General features: G+C 60.1%; 13 protein-coding genes. 4 read left to right on the top strand and 9 right to left on the bottom strand.

What is annotated here, in order from left to right; all coding sequences use genetic code 11:
• Positions 1-169: 169 nt before the first annotated feature.
• Together RBB75_RS08450 and RBB75_RS08445 are read left to right on the top strand one after the other, a co-directional pair.
• Complete coding sequence (locus RBB75_RS08450) at positions 170-1,207, top strand: hypothetical protein (protein WP_179640384.1); 1,038 nt, start codon at positions 170-172, stop codon at positions 1,205-1,207.
• A 682-nt stretch (positions 1,208-1,889) separates the two neighbouring features.
• On the top strand, positions 1,890-3,314 hold the full coding sequence (locus RBB75_RS08445; protein ID WP_353070165.1) for a GGDEF domain-containing protein: 1,425 nt from the start codon (positions 1,890-1,892) through the stop codon (positions 3,312-3,314).
• Positions 3,315-3,449: 135 nt separating this feature from the next.
• On the opposite strand, the gene RBB75_RS08440 is transcribed toward RBB75_RS08445, so the two are convergent.
• The 4 genes from RBB75_RS08440 to RBB75_RS08425 form a co-directional block, all read right to left on the bottom strand.
• The gene (locus RBB75_RS08440) at positions 3,450-3,851 is read right to left on the bottom strand and encodes a hypothetical protein (RefSeq protein WP_179640382.1); all 402 of its coding nucleotides are present in this window, start codon (positions 3,849-3,851) and stop codon (positions 3,450-3,452) included.
• A gap of 131 nt (positions 3,852-3,982) precedes the next feature.
• Positions 3,983-4,981, bottom strand: a complete 999-nt coding sequence (locus tag RBB75_RS08435; RefSeq protein ID WP_179640381.1) for a transaldolase — start codon at positions 4,979-4,981, stop codon at positions 3,983-3,985.
• A gap of 90 nt (positions 4,982-5,071) precedes the next feature.
• Entirely contained in the window at positions 5,072-5,920 is an 849-nt protein-coding gene (locus tag RBB75_RS08430; protein WP_353070164.1) for a fumarylacetoacetate hydrolase family protein, read from the bottom strand.
• A gap of 8 nt (positions 5,921-5,928) precedes the next feature.
• Positions 5,929-7,176, bottom strand: a complete 1,248-nt coding sequence (locus RBB75_RS08425; RefSeq protein ID WP_353070163.1) for a fibronectin type III domain-containing protein — start codon at positions 7,174-7,176, stop codon at positions 5,929-5,931.
• Positions 7,177-7,528: 352 nt separating this feature from the next.
• On the opposite strand from RBB75_RS08425, the gene RBB75_RS08420 reads away from it, so the two are divergent.
• Positions 7,529-8,365, top strand: a complete 837-nt coding sequence (locus RBB75_RS08420) for a helix-turn-helix domain-containing protein (RefSeq protein ID WP_353070162.1) — start codon at positions 7,529-7,531, stop codon at positions 8,363-8,365.
• 65 nt (positions 8,366-8,430) lie between these two features.
• On the opposite strand, the gene RBB75_RS08415 is transcribed toward RBB75_RS08420, so the two are convergent.
• The 4 genes from RBB75_RS08415 to RBB75_RS08400 all read right to left on the bottom strand — a co-directional run bounded on the left by RBB75_RS08415 (position 8,431) and on the right by RBB75_RS08400 (position 13,714).
• On the bottom strand, positions 8,431-9,600 hold the full coding sequence (locus RBB75_RS08415) for an A/G-specific adenine glycosylase (protein WP_353070161.1): 1,170 nt from the start codon (positions 9,598-9,600) through the stop codon (positions 8,431-8,433).
• A gap of 126 nt (positions 9,601-9,726) precedes the next feature.
• The gene (locus RBB75_RS08410; protein WP_353070160.1) at positions 9,727-10,362 is read right to left on the bottom strand and encodes a YdeI/OmpD-associated family protein; all 636 of its coding nucleotides are present in this window, start codon (positions 10,360-10,362) and stop codon (positions 9,727-9,729) included.
• A 58-nt stretch (positions 10,363-10,420) separates the two neighbouring features.
• Complete coding sequence (locus RBB75_RS08405; RefSeq protein WP_353070159.1) at positions 10,421-12,178, bottom strand: L,D-transpeptidase family protein; 1,758 nt, start codon at positions 12,176-12,178, stop codon at positions 10,421-10,423.
• Between the two features lie 333 nt (positions 12,179-12,511).
• Positions 12,512-13,714: a hypothetical protein gene (locus RBB75_RS08400; RefSeq protein WP_179640376.1), complete on the bottom strand. Its 1,203-nt coding sequence runs from the start codon at positions 13,712-13,714 to the stop codon at positions 12,512-12,514.
• 169 nt (positions 13,715-13,883) lie between these two features.
• On the opposite strand from RBB75_RS08400, the gene RBB75_RS08395 reads away from it, so the two are divergent.
• Entirely contained in the window at positions 13,884-14,321 is a 438-nt protein-coding gene (locus RBB75_RS08395) for a DUF2251 domain-containing protein (RefSeq protein ID WP_179640375.1), read from the top strand.
• Between the two features lie 62 nt (positions 14,322-14,383).
• On the opposite strand, the gene RBB75_RS08390 is transcribed toward RBB75_RS08395, so the two are convergent.
• The gene (locus tag RBB75_RS08390; protein ID WP_257031291.1) at positions 14,384-14,917 is read right to left on the bottom strand and encodes a 5' nucleotidase, NT5C type; all 534 of its coding nucleotides are present in this window, start codon (positions 14,915-14,917) and stop codon (positions 14,384-14,386) included.
• Positions 14,918-14,976 lie beyond the last annotated feature (59 nt).

The raw sequence follows: 14,976 nt of genomic DNA, 5'->3' as shown, positions 1-14,976 counted from the left end.
GTTTTCGGTGTCTTTGATGAAGTCTTGTCCCCGCCTTGTCATTCCTCCGTCGCCTTTGGTCAGGGCAGCAACTTATTGAACCACATGGGGTCCAATGGTCAGGCATGGGTTGAGCATAATGTTACGTTTCTCCTTCTGTTTCATCTAAATAAACAGAGGTTTTACGAATATGTCAGGGCTCAAATCAATCGTTCTTCTTTCCCTGGCGACTCTGCTTCCGCCTGTCATTGCTCAGCAGCAGAGCGCTCAGCAGCAAGGCGCGAACCCAGCCCGCCCAGGATCTCTCAACTACGTGGAAGGCCAGGCTTCGATCGACGGCCGCCAGGTTACGGCACGATCCGTGGGCCAGGCCGAGATACAGCCGGGCCAATATCTTGCAACGGCGGATGGAAGAGCTGAGATGCTGCTGACGCCGGGCGTGTTTCTGCGGCTGGATAAGAACAGCACCGTGAAGATGATCAAGCCGGATCTGACTCACACCGAGGTAAGCGTGGAGCAGGGGCGCGCCGAGGTGGAGGCGGATCAGCTCTATCCGCAGAATATGATCCTGATCGATCAGAAGGGCGGTCAGACGCAGATTCTAAAGAACGGCCTGTATGAGTTCAACGCGGATGCGAATACGGTGCGCACGTTCGACGGGAAGGCGGCGGTCTATCCCGGCAATGATCTTGAGAGCAAGGTGAAGCCGGTGGAGGTAAAGGGCGGCAAGCAGATCATTCTTGTTGGCGAGGCGGTGAAGCCGGTGAGCTTCAACAAAGACCGCTCGCAAGATGATCTATATCGCTGGAGTGAGCTGCGCTCGCAGTACCTGGGCGAGGCGAACGTGAATCTCGCTGCGCAGTATGCGGGATATGGGCCGGACTATGGCTATGGTGGGTTTGCACCGGGCTGGGCGTGGGATGCAGGTCTCTACTCCTATGACTGGCTGCCGGGTGGCGGGCCGTTCTTTAGTCCGTTCGGCTACGGCTTCTACTCGCCGTACTACCTGTATGGCGGCGGCTTTGTGTATGGCCGTGGCTTCTATGGGCGAGGGTACGGCTACCGTGGCGGCTATGGCTTCCGTGGCGGCAACGGAGGGTATCGGGGCGCAGCGGTCGCGGGCGGAGGCTTCCATGGCGCAACGGCCGCAGGTGGAGGTTTCCATGGCGGCGGATTCCAAGGGGGTGGCGGCGGCGGGTTCCACGGCGGTGGTGGCGGGCACCGGTAAGCGATCACCTAAGTAGGTTTACGCAAGTAGAGGGTTGGTTGGTCGTAATGACCTTCAACCCTCTACTTTTTTGCGGGCAGCGATAGTTGACTCGAATCGACGGAAATCGAAGAGCAGATCCCTGACATGCTCGTTTGTTTTTTTGTAGTGAATGTTGTTTCTAAACGAATTATGTCTGTAACGGTTTGCAGATTATGTTCACTACCATTGCGTTCCCACTCTTCGCCATGCTGAAGTTTTAGCGGGGCAGACTGTGGGGAGAACGGCTATCCGATTGATGCGATTGAGGTAATAAATTTAGTGGAAAAATCAGCAATGTTCCGTTGTTTGCAGCTTCTCTGCAGCGGAATTTTTATGTTCGATTGGCTTGGGAATACCGCATAATTGTGCGACAAACAGCGTTTCTATCTCTGTGAGACCGACGAGCTACCAGGGCCCCCGCAAGTTAGTGCAACGAAGTTTCAAAGATCCCGCGGGGGGGCAGAAATTTTGCTCTGTAATTTTTTCCGGCTGTCTTCAGAAGAGTTGACCGAGGCAGCGTTTGCCCGTCTCAGGAGGGTTCTGCGCAGTGCTTCCTCTGCAGTGTTGTTTGTTACAAATTTATTTTTGTAGAAGATGCTTTTGCCATCGCGCTGATGGTGTTTTTGGACTATTGTTTGGGTTTCAAAAGTTTCAGGGCTTTATGGCGATGGCGAAGCTGGCCGTCGCAGGTAGAGGAAGCAAACGCATCCCGCTTGGCCTGTGGCTGGGGCCAAATCCAAGTGCGACGGATGCCCGGGTCCCGATGAACTTTGCCTTTCTCCCCGATCTGCTGGCGTTGTTGATCCTGATTGTGATCCTGGTGTTGCTGCGGAAGCGGCATCCGCAGGAGCGTGCGGACCTGTGGCTGCTGGGCCTGTTCTTTACGCTGGTGGAGGCGGCGGCGCATACGTTCTACGCACCGAACGGACCACCGCAGAAGATTCTGCATGTGATTGTGATGGACTGCTACCTGCTGACGGGCATGATCTTTGTATGGGCGTCGGGAGTGAACCCCGTCTCGAAGAGTGCGCGGCTGCTGTACCTGGGCCTGAATGCGTTGCCGCTGCTGGCTTTGTGCACGGTGTATGGGCTGCACCTGTATACGGGGATTGCGTTCTTCCCTTGCATGGCAGCGGGTATGGTGGTTGGGGTATCGACCTCGCTGTATCTTCGCCGCAGCCTGACGGTGGCGGTGCTGCATGTGTGCGCGTGGATGGCGATGGGATATCTGATCCATCTCTCCGACTACCGGGCAGCGGTGTACTGGAGCCTGTGCTGCGTCTATGCGACGGCTGCGCTGAACTTCCAGCGGCGGCTGCCGGCGGGAAGCACCGGGAGGCTGGCGATTGTGACCGGCTTTACGATCTGGTCGCTGTGCCTGCTGCTGCATCCGTGGATTGTGCAGTATCGCGCGTATGCCGATATTGCGTCGCATATCTGGAATATGCAGAAGTCGCTGATCTCGATTGGGATGATCCTGGTGATGCTGGAGGAGCAGATCTCGAGCAACGAGTGGCTGGCGCTGCATGATGAATTGACGGGACTGCCGAACCGGCGCCTGCTTGCCGACCGGCTGACGATGGCGATCGACCGGGCGGATCGCACGGGGAGCCGGCTGGCGCTGATCATTCTGGATCTGAACGGCTTCAAGAAGATCAACGACACGATGGGACACCAGATAGGCGACCAGGTGCTGCTCGAGGTTTCGATGAACCTGCGCCGGGGGGTGCGGGCGTCGGATACGCTGGCGCGGCTGGGTGGGGATGAGTTTGTGATTGTGGCGGCGGATGTGGAGCCGGAGCAGGGGCTCGGACACCTGTTGGAGTCGGTTCGCGGGGCGCTGGAGCAGCCGCTGATGATGGAGGGCAAGCCGATGGTGGTTTCGGCGAGCGTTGGCATGGCGGTGTATCCGCAGGACGCGCAGGACTCGATCCGTCTGCTGCGGGTGGCGGACCAGAGGATGTATGCATCCAAGCACCGGCCGGGAGCGCAGTCGGCCAAGGGGGTGGGTGGACTGACGACAGCTGTGGTGGACTCGCAGATGGCTGCGGTGGCGAGTGGGAGAGGTAGAGTTTCGGTATTGTGAAGGTCGCGAGGTGAAGAGAGAGGGCAGAGACTGGAAACGGTCTCTGCCCCCTCTCTTGTAACTGCGGTGTTTCTTGATTCAAGGTATACGTAACTTTATTTGTTACATTTTTAACTCTTTTGGTTACGTATTGAGTTAGCGGTGTTCGCCGCCTGCGTGGCCATGGCCGTCGCGCGTCTCGTTGCCGTGGAAGTTCTCCATGTGGTCGACGTGGTTCTCAGGACGTGCGGCTTCGCCTCGGGCAGGATAGGGGCCGTGATATCCGTGTTCGGGATGGAAGTGATTGTCGACGTGGCCGTTGAAGTGGTCGGGACCGTGGAACCAGGGGCCTGAGCCGATGAAGACGCCACTGGAGAACCACTCGGGACCGTAGTAGCCGTAGGGAGCGCAGTTATAGGGGGCGACGTCATAGTAGCCGTAGGGGCACACCGGGGCGGGGCCGATGTTGACTGCGATTTGAGCCTGGGATTTGGGAGCAGCTACCGCAAAGCTGAAAGCGACAACCGTAGTTGCGGCAAGGATTTTAATCGGGTGCATGTTTCACCTCGCCTTATTTAGACAAAGTCTGAGGCGAGGCGGTTGGCCCTTAATAAAGTTTTGTTACAGACAACTCGGCGACCTTTTTGAGAGGCCGCCGAGAGGGAAAACGTTGAATTGGCTGTTGAGAATTAGCGAGCTGCTGCGGCTGGTTCGTTGATCTCGCTGAGACGTTTTTCGAGGATCACTTCGAGATCGACGATGGCCTTGGAGAAGCCGTCAATGCCTTCCTTCAGCTTGTCGGTGGCCATGCGATCTTCGGCGTGCATCTTGTCGAAGGTGGCTTTGTCGATCGGGATCTTCTTGATGTCCAGGCTCTGTGCTTTCGCGGGATCGAGCTTGCGCGGCAGCTCGCCCTGGGTCTTTTCAAGCTCGTCAAGCAGCTTTGGTGCGATGGTGAGCAGGTCGCAACCAGCGAGTTCAGTAATCTCACCAATATTGCGGAAGCTCGCGCCCATGACGACAGTCTTGTAGCCGAATTTCTTGTAGTAGTTGTAGATGGTGGTGACAGACTCAACGCCGGGGTCTTCGGCAGGAGCGTAGTCCTTGCCGGTGTCTTTCTTGTACCAGTCGAGGATGCGTCCAACGAAGGGCGAGATGAGGGTGGCCTTGGCTTCAGCGGCAGCGACGGCCTGATGAATGCCGAAGAGCAGCGTCATGTTGCAGTGGATGCCCTCCTTCTCGAGGATCTCAGCGGCACGGATTCCCTCCCAGGTGGAGGCAAGCTTGATGAGGACGCGGTCGCGCGAGATGCCGGCCTTGTCATAGAGAGCAATGATGGCGTGGGCTTCGTCGATTGACTTTTCGGTGTCGTAGGAGAGGCGGGCGTCAACCTCGGTCGAGACGCGGCCAGGGACGATGTCGAGGATCTTGAGGCCGAAGGCGACTTCGAGGGGCCGGAAGGCGATTGCAGCGACTTCTTTGTCGGAGGCGTTGGGGCCTGCTTCTTTGCGTACTGCTTTGAGCACGTCGTCGACAACAGACTGGTACTCGGCTTTCTCGGCGGCGGCGGCGATCAGAGAGGGGTTCGTGGTCGCATCCTGTGGGCGGAACTGCTGGATGGCGTTGAAGTCTCCGCTGTCGGAGACGACGGTGGTGTATCCGCGAAGCTGTTCGAGTAACGATGCCATAATCTTTCTCCTTGGCTGTTAGTAGAGATTTTATCAAGCTCTGAGGGATTGCGCTGTTTTGTGCAGCTGTCTGTTAGAGCGCGGCGGTGGTCAGCCGGCGGCAAATTGATTATCGAGGACGCCGAGACCGTCTATTTCCACTTGGATGCGGTCGCCAGGCTGGACGGCTCCTACTCCTGCTGGGGTTCCTGTGGGAATGAGGTCGCCGGGCTCGAGGGTCATGGTGGCGGTGATGTAGCGGAGCAGGTCGGCGATGGGGAAGATGAGGTCGCGGGTGCTGCCCTGCTGCTTGACGACGCCGTTGAGGCGGGTGGTGATGGTGACCGGCGCTGGGGCTTTGTCGGCGAATCCGACGGGGTCGATCTCGTCGGAGACGATGGGGCCGACGGGGCAGAAGGTGTCGAAGCCCTTGGCGCGGGTCCACTGGCCGTCGGACTTCTGGATGTCACGGGCGGTGACGTCGTTGACGCAGACGTAGCCGCGAATGTAGGGGCGGACGTCTTCGTCGGGACCGATCCGGTAGCAGCGGCGGCCGATGACGACGCCTAGTTCTCCTTCGTAATCAACGCGGTTGGAGATGGCGGGCATGCGGATGGTGCCTTTGGGGCCGAGCAGCGAGGAGGGTGGCTTGAAGAAGAGGAGCGGCTCTTTGGGGACTTCGTTGCCCAGCTCGGCAGCGTGGTCGCGGTAGTTGCGGCCAACGCAGAGGATCTTCGAGGGGGTGACCGGTGGGAGGAGATGCAGGTCGTCGAGCGGGGTGGGCTCGAAGTCGATTGCGAGGGTGGGGATGGGGACGCCGCCGAGGATGCGGGTGTTGAGGTCTTCCTGAGGGGCCTGCATGGGCAGTGTGGCCCAGAGGATGCCGTTGCGCTTCTCGACGAGGGCATAGCGTGGGAGAAAGGTGTCGTTTTCCGACGACAGGTACTTGCAGTAACGCATGTGTTTTTTTATTGCTCCCTTAATATTTCCTGCACTTCGGCGCTCGGGGCGCTCTCGTTTCCGATGGCATCGACCGCAGTGACGCGATAGGCGTAGCGATGCCCTGGGATGGCGGTTTGATCGCGGTAGGCAGGACCGACGATCGGGGATGGGTTCAGGCGCGTTGCTGGTCCCGCAACTTGGCCTGTCGAGGTAACTTCCTGTCGATACACACTATACCCGGCGAGATCGACATCTGTGTTGGGCGTCCATGAAAGATCGATGGACCGGTCGGATGGGGTGGCTCCCCCGGGCACGGCTTCGAGGCCGGTGGGGATGGCGGGGGGAAAGGTGTCGAGCATGGTAACGGTGACCGGAGTGGAGATCTCACTGCGAAGTTCGAGAGTGTGGCCGGCGAGGGAGATCTCACGAACCCTCCTGGCCGTGTAGCGGTAGCTGTCGCCCTTCTGTGTGGTCTGGTCGATGGTGCCGCCTGCGTCGGCTGTCTGTTTCGGGGTCTCTAACTTCACGTCGTCCGGCGTCTTCGGCTGTGCGGTCGACGTGGTCTGCGGTTTCGCGGAGGCGAAGGTGATGGCCGGCGATGGCTTTCTGGATTTGCTGCGGAGTGCGGGCCTGGCTGCGGGGGTGGAGGCTGAACTTGCCGGGGTGGGAGCCTGGGTGCTGGTCGTGGAGGCGATGACGTGGCGGTCAAGCTGTACCTGCGAGTTGCTTGAAGAGGTGTTTGGCTGCTGCCACTCCAGCTGAATGCCCTCTCGGACGGAGGTTGCCCGAAGCTGCTCGACTGGCGGCGGGGCTGTGCCGGCGGCGATGAAGGCCTCGGAGGAAGAGCCAGCTGAGCGGTTATGAGGGTTGAAGAGCTGGACCTTGTAGGCGAGGAGCGATGCAGGATCTGCCGTCAGCAAGGGGGAAAGGACCTCTTCGGTCTGGCTCGGTCCACTTTGTACGGTGAGACGCTTGACCATCGTGCAGGCGGAAGTGGAAGCGGTGGCCGGGAGAGAAGCACGGCAGATCTCTGCGGTGATTGTGCCTTTGATTGCAAGGTGATCGGTGGTCTTCTCGGAAGTCGTCCAATGAAGCGTGACCCTGTCGCCGACTCTCTCGGCGGTGAGGTCTTTTACGACCTCGGGCAGATTGAGGGAGGGGGCGTGGGGCGGGCCGGGACTGGCGCAACCCACGGCGAAGACGATCGGCAGCGCGATGACACCGAGGAATAGCCATCGCCGAGTCTGCGTACGGCTGGGGAGCAAAGACTTCATTGGTCTGTGACCATCATAGGGCCAGATCGAAGCTCTGTCCTGCCCGGACGGGCCCACTGCGCTTGGCCACCCCGCAAACGAAAACCTGCGGGGGGCCCCGGTTCGAGCGGTCACTTCGTGACGGGTATACCCCTTCGGTAGTTCCTCCCGTTGGTCGGCACGAGCTCAGCCTGCGACCAACGGGAGCAAGAGGGTTCGCTCAGAGCTCACCTCCCGCACACGCCAGATGAAGATCTTTTTTGCCAGAGTGCGGCGTGAATGTTAAAAAACTGCATCCAATCCAGAAAGTGAGGCCCTTCGTACATCTTTTGACGGGGTTTCAACGTCTGTTGGCGTAGCGAATAAAAATCTTATGAGCAAAACTATATCCTCCTCCCTTCTGCCCCTCGCCGAGACTCCCGCTCCCACTAGCAGCCTGATTCCAGGCGGCGAGGCAAACCCGTTGCTGGGTATTCGCCACCTTCAGATCGATGGAGAGGCCGCCGAGTCGTTTATCGCCGAGAAGCGCATTGGGGAGCGCATCAAGCACCTGCGATTGAAAAAGTCGATGGGCCTGGTCGAGCTGGGCCGTCACACCGGGCTGTCGGCCAGCTTCCTGTCGCAGCTGGAGACCGGACGCGTGGTGCCGACGCTGCGCAACCTGGCGCGCATCGCGATGGTTTTCTCGAAGGATCTGAGCTACTTCTTTGATCCTGAGCCGCAGACGCTGTTCCGGGTGCATCGCCGCGATGAGCGGGTGCGCCTGCCGCAGACCGGCGCCGACGACCCTGCCTATTATTTCGAGAGCCTGGGGTACCTGGTTCCCGACCGCCAGCTTGATCCTTACTTCGCGGAGTTTCTGCCGGAGAAAGAGGGCCGTTCGCCGCGCGCGCATCAGCATGTTGGCTGCGAGTTTCTTTACCTGCTTTCGGGCTCGCTCGCGGTGCGGCATGGCGAGACGATTCACACTGTGGAGGCGGGGGATGCGGTGTACTTCGATGCGAACACGATCCACAGCTATATGTGCACGGGCAAGACGGCGGCGACGGCGGTGATCGTGACGTTGCAGCATCCTGTGCTGATGCAGTTAGGGAGTGGAGCGCGGTCGACGAACGCCACCAATGGAAAAGTTCGCGGTGTTCCGGGCTCGATGCTCGCTCAGGCTGCTGCCGCTGCCGCTGGCAAGAAGGCCGCTCCACAGATGCACTAGATGTTTTCGGTACGGGGAGTCGCCGCGGCACCAAGTTCGTTGCGGCCCGCTGGGAGCGGGATCTCTCAGCGGGCCGAGATCGTCCTTTTCGGTGGGTTGGAAGCTGCCGGTAGCCTGGGGAGATCGACCTTCATAACATCGAGCCGCTGGAGTACTTTGCGCGCGAGTCCGGTGAGCGGTTTGGAGTTGAGCTTGTTGGTGGGGACCCAGTGCAGATCGCCCTTTGCGGCAGGAACGGCACGGCGCAGGCCGCGGTCCTGTGGTCCGCTGGCGGCGTAGACCTGGACATAGTAGTTGGTGTTGGTGATGGCGTGGCGCAGGCGCAGCAGAGGTTCGCGGCCTTGGACTGCATCCTGCGGAAGCGGGGGCAGCTCGTACATGTCCGGCATCAGACTGGCGTCTTCTGGGCGACGCTCAAGCAGGACTTCGGTGAGGGTGCCGCGCTTTCGCAGGTTGAGCAGATAGGCGGCGGGACGGCTGAGCTGCGCGGCGCGAGGCGGTGTGAGATGCTCGCCGCGGGTCTTGCAGAGGGCATAGACGGGGCAGTGCAGGCAGAGTGGGGCCTTGGGCAGACAGAGGGTGGCGCCTAGCTCCATCATGGCCTGGTTGTGATCGCCTGCGGCGTTGGTCTGCTCGCCGATTCGCCGTTTCGGCACCAGGGCCGAGGCTTGTTGCTGAACGAAGGCGCGGCCGGCGGCGTCTCTCTGCTCCGGCCGTCCGGTGAGGCGCAACAGGACGCGCTCCACGTTGCCGTCGACTACAGCGATACTCTCTCCGAAGGCAATGCTGGCGATGGCGGCGCTGGTGTACTCGCCGATGCCGGGAAGGGTGCGCAGCTCGGCGGCGGTGCCGGGCAGGATGCCGCCACGCTCTTCGATGAGGAACTGTGCGGCCTTGTGCAGCATGCGTGCGCGGCGGTAGTATCCGAGGCCCGACCAGAGGGCGAGAACTTCAGACTCCGGCGCGAGCGCCAGGGCGAGGATCGTGGGGAAGCGCCGGAGAAAGCTCTGGTAGTGCTCGACGACAGCGGCGACGCGGGTCTGCTGGAGCATAACCTCGGAGAGCCAGGTGCGGTAGGGATCGCTGACGTGACGCCAGGGGAGCTCGCGTGCGTGGGTGCGGTACCAGCTCATCAGCCTTCGCCGGAAGAGAGCGGCATCGAGGAGTGTAGTTTTCGGAGCAGCGGGATGCATTCGATCGTCGTTTGCGGTTGCTGGCCTGGGTACGGAGGACATCGCCCTCGAGTCTATCGTTTCGTGGAAGGATGCATACAGAGAATTTTGGTAAAGGGCGAGAACGTAAGTGTGATTGTTGATAGGTACGTAAGAACAGCTTACGTGGATTTGCCAGAGCGCAGACCGCTAGCAGTTTTGATACTTCCAGTTGCGCTGCTTGCCTTCGGCGATCCACTCGATTGCCGTTGCGATGCGTTTTTCGCGGGTCTCGGGGCGCTTGGCGTCGGCGATCCACTCGGTGTACTCGCGCTTGCAGCTGGGGCTGAAGGAAGCGAAGACTGCAGCGGCTTTTTTGTTCTTCTTGAGCGCGGCGGTGAGTTCGGCAGGGTCTTCGATAGCGGGCTTCGGCGGTTTTACCAATTTGTTTTTGGCTGCCATGGGGCTGGTGTACTCACCGCGATCGATGAAGCCGGTGGCCTGACGGATGAAGAAGAGCATCTGCTTATCGGAGGGCAGGTCCTTGACGGTGGTGATGCGTCCGAGGTTGCCCATGCCACCACGCTGGACGATGCCTGCCTCATGTAAGACCGCGGAGATCTCTTTGCCCCAGAAACCGAAGCTGCAGTGCTCTTTAAAAGCCGCCATGTTGCCGAGGTTGACGCCGCCATACTCGAAGAACGGCATGCTCCACTTGATGCTCTCTTGCACGTTGGGACAGGCTTTGTGAATAAGCTCGCGGAGGTGCTCGAGAATTGGCTGGGCAAAGGGCTTGGACTTCGCGACGTACATGTCTACGCGGGGGTTGAAGTTTTCAGCTGGCATGCTTTCTCTCCCTGTTTCGAGGACAGCAGTTTACACGGTGCTAGACCTTACACGATTGCTAGACCGTTTCGCCCTCCTTGGTTTTGGGCACGATGGGTTCGGGTTTGACCGGGTAGGGCGGCCCCTTGGAGAAGACCTTCTGCATCTCGGTGTCGTAGTTGTAGATGTCGTCGAAGAAGTGGACTTCGCCGCCGTCTTCGACGATGGCGGTGAGATAAAAGATGACGATGGGCAAAGGCGTCTTGAAGCTGACGGTCTTGTTGTCCGGGCCACTGTTCATCGCCTCGTTTACTTTGTCGAGATCCCACTCACCCTGGCCTTGGAGAACCCAGGTGGCGAGGTCGGCGGGTTTCTGAACGCGGATGCAGCCGTGGCTGAAGTCGCGGCGGGTCTGGTCGAAGAGAGATACGGCGGGAGTGGAGTGGAGGTAGATGTCGTACTGGTTGGGGAAGATAAACTTGACCAGGCCGAGCGAGTTCTTGGGGCCGGGCTTTTCGCGGACCATCACGGCGCCCTGGGCTACCTGGTGGGCGGTGTAGTCGGTCTGGACGATGCCCTTGTTGTTAGTGACCTCGAAGTTCTTGCTGGCGAGGTAGCCGCGGTTGGACTCGATGTGCGGCACCAGCTCTTTGCGGGCGATGTCGACTGGAACGCTCCAGTAGGGGCGGAAGACGAGGTACTTCATCATGTGCGTAAAGACGGGCGTTTCGTGTTCGCCTTTTACCTGGCCGACGACGACGCGCATGGTGAAGTCGAGCTTGTGGTCGGGGTCGAAGCCGCGCAGGACGAACTCCGGCAGATTGACCATCAGGCGGGCGTGCAGGTAGGGCTCGGGGAGCCAGCGCCAGCGCTCGAGCGAGTCCTGCAACTGCGCGACGCGAAGGTCCATGGGGACGTTGAGGGACTTGATGGTCTGCGGCGTGAGTTTGCCGTCTTCGGTGAGGCCGTGGCGATGCTGATAGTGCTTGACGGCGTCGGAGAGGGTAGGGTCGAAGGTGGTGGGAGACGCGACGGTGGCGTTGGGTTCGGCGTCGCCTTCGAGTTGGAGCCTGGCCAGCAGGGCTGGGAGCGCGGCATAAGTGCCGCCCACCGAGATTGCCTTCGGAACGGCGGGAAGTGCATCCGCATGGGCTTCGCCCTGCTTCTTCGCGAGGTCCATGTAGTGCGCGAGGGCAGCTTCGGTCTGGCGGTATTCTTCGGAGTCGGGTTCGACACTGGTGATGAGCTTCGGCACGTCGGTGGCGTCTACGGCGTTGTCGGAGACGAACTCGGCAAGGTCGTACTTCTTATCCTGTACCGGAATCTCGAAGTTGAAGTGCGATGGATTGACACGGCCCATGCGCTGATCGGAGATGTAGCGCATCACATTGACCGTCATCGCTACGTCGAAGAGCGAGATGGCGTCTTCGGATTTGCTGTTGAGGGCTTGAACGCGATCGGCCCAGCGCGGCGCGTCGTAGTCTTCCGGGATCAGACCCTTCGTCGCGGCGTCCTGGAATGCCTGGATGAAGCCCTTTGCGGAGGCAGTCGGTGCTCCGTCGCGGGTCCAGGCGACCTCGTAGTTGCGGTCGTCATAGAAGGTGGCCACGATGGATTGGTAGTCGGAGAAGTTCGGCCAGCGCAGGTTGGGGACCTTGGTGGTGTCGACCTTTTCGGGCGGCAGCACTTTTTTCTCGACCATCTCATGCAGCTTGTCTGCGTACGCCGTCGTGTTGGGTTGTGACTTCGACTTACGGTGGCGATGGCATCCGCCCACCAGCAGCAAAACGGTAAGAGCAGATGCGGTGCAGGCGGAGCGGAGAGAAACTTTCATCATCACGGGACGAGACCATCCTTCAGGGCGCAGCAGATTTATGAGGGTGCGGACCCATTATGCCGCATCAGCCGACAACTCCGCGCAACTGCCGGGTCCTGCCGGACGGGCGCCCTGCTTGGTCACCCCAAAAACGAAGACCTGTTTGTGGGGACCCCGATTCGGCGGCGGTCACTTCGTGACTTGTATACCCCTTCGGTTGGCGCTCCCGTTGGTCGCGAAAGAAGATGATTCCGACCAACGGGAAGATCGGAGCAGCCAGCCTCGCCCAAACAAGGTATACGCGTCACGAAGTGACCGCCCTCCGCGCAGGAGGCCCGTCCGGCAGGACCGCTTCTAACGCGCGATCTCTGGCAGGAGCGAGAAGCAGAGAATCGCCTGCATGAAAAGGATTGCTCCGGAGAGGGCGAGAAACATCCTGCGCTGGCGCGTCTCCAGAGCGTCCGCGAAGACTCCGCCGACGAAGGTGAAGAGAAAGGGCAGCGCCCACAGCCAGGGTTGCGATACTGTCTGCGTGGTGACCAGCGGAGAGAGCAGCAGAACCATGACGAGTGGGGCGGTGTTGCCAAAGTAGCGGCAGCGGCGGATGGAGACATAGAGCACAAGCGCTACGAGCGTGGCTACGACAATGGGAGCATTTGCGAAGTTCAGGAAGAAGCGTTTTGCTCCATCCAGCGCAAACCAGAGACGCGCTCCGCCGCCGGTGAAGATGTAGCTGAATGGAGCGAGGCGGAAGGCATAAGACGCGAAGAGGATCGCCAGTGCGCCGACCGCGGAGAAGACGAGGATCTGCATGACATAGCTGCGACGGCGCTGCGCGAGATACATCATCCACACGACCGCCATCACAAAGCCGAGGATGGCTGCGAGCAGATGCGCGGCGGCGGTGAGTCCCAGGGCGAGGGTGAGGAGCGCGATGCGCGGCCGCCATTTACGCCGCGGACCCTGCATCGCATGAGCGACTCCCATGGCGGTATAGACGAGGCCGTAGAGTCCCCACATCGCCAGGACTTCGTTGTTGGGTGTGACTGCGGAGCGAACGATCGCCGGACAGAAGCAGTAGAGCCCGAGTGCGAAGAATCCTCCTTCGTTGCCAAAGAGTCTGCGCGAGACCCACCACAGGCCGCCGCCAAGCCAGATTGCGAAGAAGAGGAAAGGCAGATGAAGGAGATATTTGACGCTGAAGAGCTCGTGCCGCGCCTCCCAGGTCGAGCCGTTCAACGAGCCTTGCGTGTAGAGTCGATTCTCCGGCTTGCGAAGCTTATCTGCGCCGAGCATTGCCAGGCGCTGCACGGTGAGCGGAAGACCGGCGACGCGATAGGCAAAGGTGCCGTCGCCATTGAGATTGCCGCAGGTGGTGAAGTAGCCGGCCAGCGGCGAGGGGCGCTCCCACATCTCGCGGCCGCACTCGGCATAACGATAGTCCTGCTGCGAGAGCTGCTGCCGCCCAATAACCCACAGGCACTCGCCTAGAAAAATCAGCAACAGCAACGCAGCCAACTGCTGCGGTCGTCCGAACTTGATGCGGGGGAGCTTCATTCCCATTCTGAAGTATGCCGGCCTTTATCTTTCCTTAAGTCTGATCTCGCATTTGGCTATCCGGGTGCAATTCGGGTGCAATTGCGGTGCAACTGGCATGCACATTGCCGCGCAACCTACACCGCCGGAGGGGTTCGGCAGCCGCCTCATCGAGTGTATCGTGAGAGATATGCAGTCGCTTTCTTTTACCCCTGGCCGTGCCTTTCTCTCAGTCAACTCGCCCGTCGTTCCGTGGACCGTGGTCTTCGAAGACGAAGGTGTCGCTGGATATTTTTATGCCTGCGATCGCTCGCAGGAGGTGCATGAACACAGCATTATGGACGCAATGCTGATCTACAACGTAGCCGCGCTGGCCAAAAGCGACGCCGAGTTGCAGCGCCCTGAGCCGCAACGCATCGCCTCGGTGGAGTGGTCGCGCGATGGCCTGCAGGCCGTGCTCTATCTCGATGGAACCGCGCAGGCTCTCTATGACTTTCAGGCGCGTTGCGGATACTGCCGCATGGACTTTCCGAACTTCATCTCGGAGCAGGGCGATACGTGGCGCAAGTCCAGCCATGCCTGGTCCGATGCCGCGTTGCAGCGCTTCGAATCGAACCTGTACGCCTGACGAAGCGGGTGCGTGGTCAGAGCAGAGAGTGCTTCGTGGTCAGCTCAAAAACAACTTCGCGGTCAGCCCAAAAACAGCTTCTCTACGTCGAGCCAGTCGTTGACGCGCCTGTAGCCGGTGACCCCGGCGTTGTGGGGTGAGGTATAGAGAATGCCTTCGCCCATGAAACGCCGCAGCTGCCGGGGATTGTCGTCTATTAGGTAGTCTGCGCGCAGGATGCTCTTGTCGCCGCAGTAGACGATGTTGGATGCGGGGATGAAGGGGAAGTGCTTCGCCAGCCAGCGGTACTTTGCCTGGAAAGAGGTGGGAACCTCCATTGCTGCGGTGGCGATAAAGACCTCATAGTTGGTGTGCAGCCGCTCGAGGACACGCTGCGACTCCGGCATCACGGCCAGGACCTCGAAGAAGTCTTCGGAGCGAAGGTATGCGTCGAGCACGGTGTGGCGATCCACTGAGACGACGTCCCACAACCACTTGCCCTGGAGGTCTTTGAGGGTTACGTTCTCGCCGAAGTGCTGGTTGTAGCGCAGGAGATGCTCGCCGAGCGCATCCGCCATCACCTCGTCCATGTCGATGCAGATTCGGGGGATTGCCATCAGGTCTTTGTTTTAGCAGGTGTCCGCGCAGGTGTCCAAAAAAACGGACCACTGCCTTC

Origin of the sequence: Tunturibacter empetritectus (assembly GCF_040358985.1) — a bacterium.
GTDB classification, from domain to species: domain Bacteria; phylum Acidobacteriota; class Terriglobia; order Terriglobales; family Acidobacteriaceae; genus Edaphobacter; species Edaphobacter empetritectus.
Note: the sequence above shows the minus strand (reverse complement) of the source record. Positions and strands in the feature narration are given on the sequence as shown.

What these genes read in the sequence shown, in the direction of transcription:
- RBB75_RS08415 (WP_353070161.1), bottom strand. Translation starts at nt 9,600, where the DNA reads ATGTCCTCCGTACCCAGGCCAGCAACCGCAAACGACGATCGAATGCAT.
- RBB75_RS08445 (WP_353070165.1), top strand. Translation starts at nt 1,890, where the DNA reads ATGGCGATGGCGAAGCTGGCCGTCGCAGGTAGAGGAAGCAAACGCATC.
- RBB75_RS08410 (WP_353070160.1), bottom strand. Translation starts at nt 10,362, where the DNA reads ATGCCAGCTGAAAACTTCAACCCCCGCGTAGACATGTACGTCGCGAAG.
- RBB75_RS08425 (WP_353070163.1), bottom strand. Translation starts at nt 7,176, where the DNA reads ATGAAGTCTTTGCTCCCCAGCCGTACGCAGACTCGGCGATGGCTATTC.
- RBB75_RS08450 (WP_179640384.1), top strand. Translation starts at nt 170, where the DNA reads ATGTCAGGGCTCAAATCAATCGTTCTTCTTTCCCTGGCGACTCTGCTT.
- RBB75_RS08435 (WP_179640381.1), bottom strand. Translation starts at nt 4,981, where the DNA reads ATGGCATCGTTACTCGAACAGCTTCGCGGATACACCACCGTCGTCTCC.
- RBB75_RS08405 (WP_353070159.1), bottom strand. Translation starts at nt 12,178, where the DNA reads ATGATGAAAGTTTCTCTCCGCTCCGCCTGCACCGCATCTGCTCTTACC.
- RBB75_RS08395 (WP_179640375.1), top strand. Translation starts at nt 13,884, where the DNA reads ATGCAGTCGCTTTCTTTTACCCCTGGCCGTGCCTTTCTCTCAGTCAAC.
- RBB75_RS08400 (WP_179640376.1), bottom strand. Translation starts at nt 13,714, where the DNA reads ATGAAGCTCCCCCGCATCAAGTTCGGACGACCGCAGCAGTTGGCTGCG.
- RBB75_RS08390 (WP_257031291.1), bottom strand. Translation starts at nt 14,917, where the DNA reads ATGGCAATCCCCCGAATCTGCATCGACATGGACGAGGTGATGGCGGAT.
- RBB75_RS08420 (WP_353070162.1), top strand. Translation starts at nt 7,529, where the DNA reads ATGAGCAAAACTATATCCTCCTCCCTTCTGCCCCTCGCCGAGACTCCC.
- RBB75_RS08440 (WP_179640382.1), bottom strand. Translation starts at nt 3,851, where the DNA reads ATGCACCCGATTAAAATCCTTGCCGCAACTACGGTTGTCGCTTTCAGC.
- RBB75_RS08430 (WP_353070164.1), bottom strand. Translation starts at nt 5,920, where the DNA reads ATGCGTTACTGCAAGTACCTGTCGTCGGAAAACGACACCTTTCTCCCA.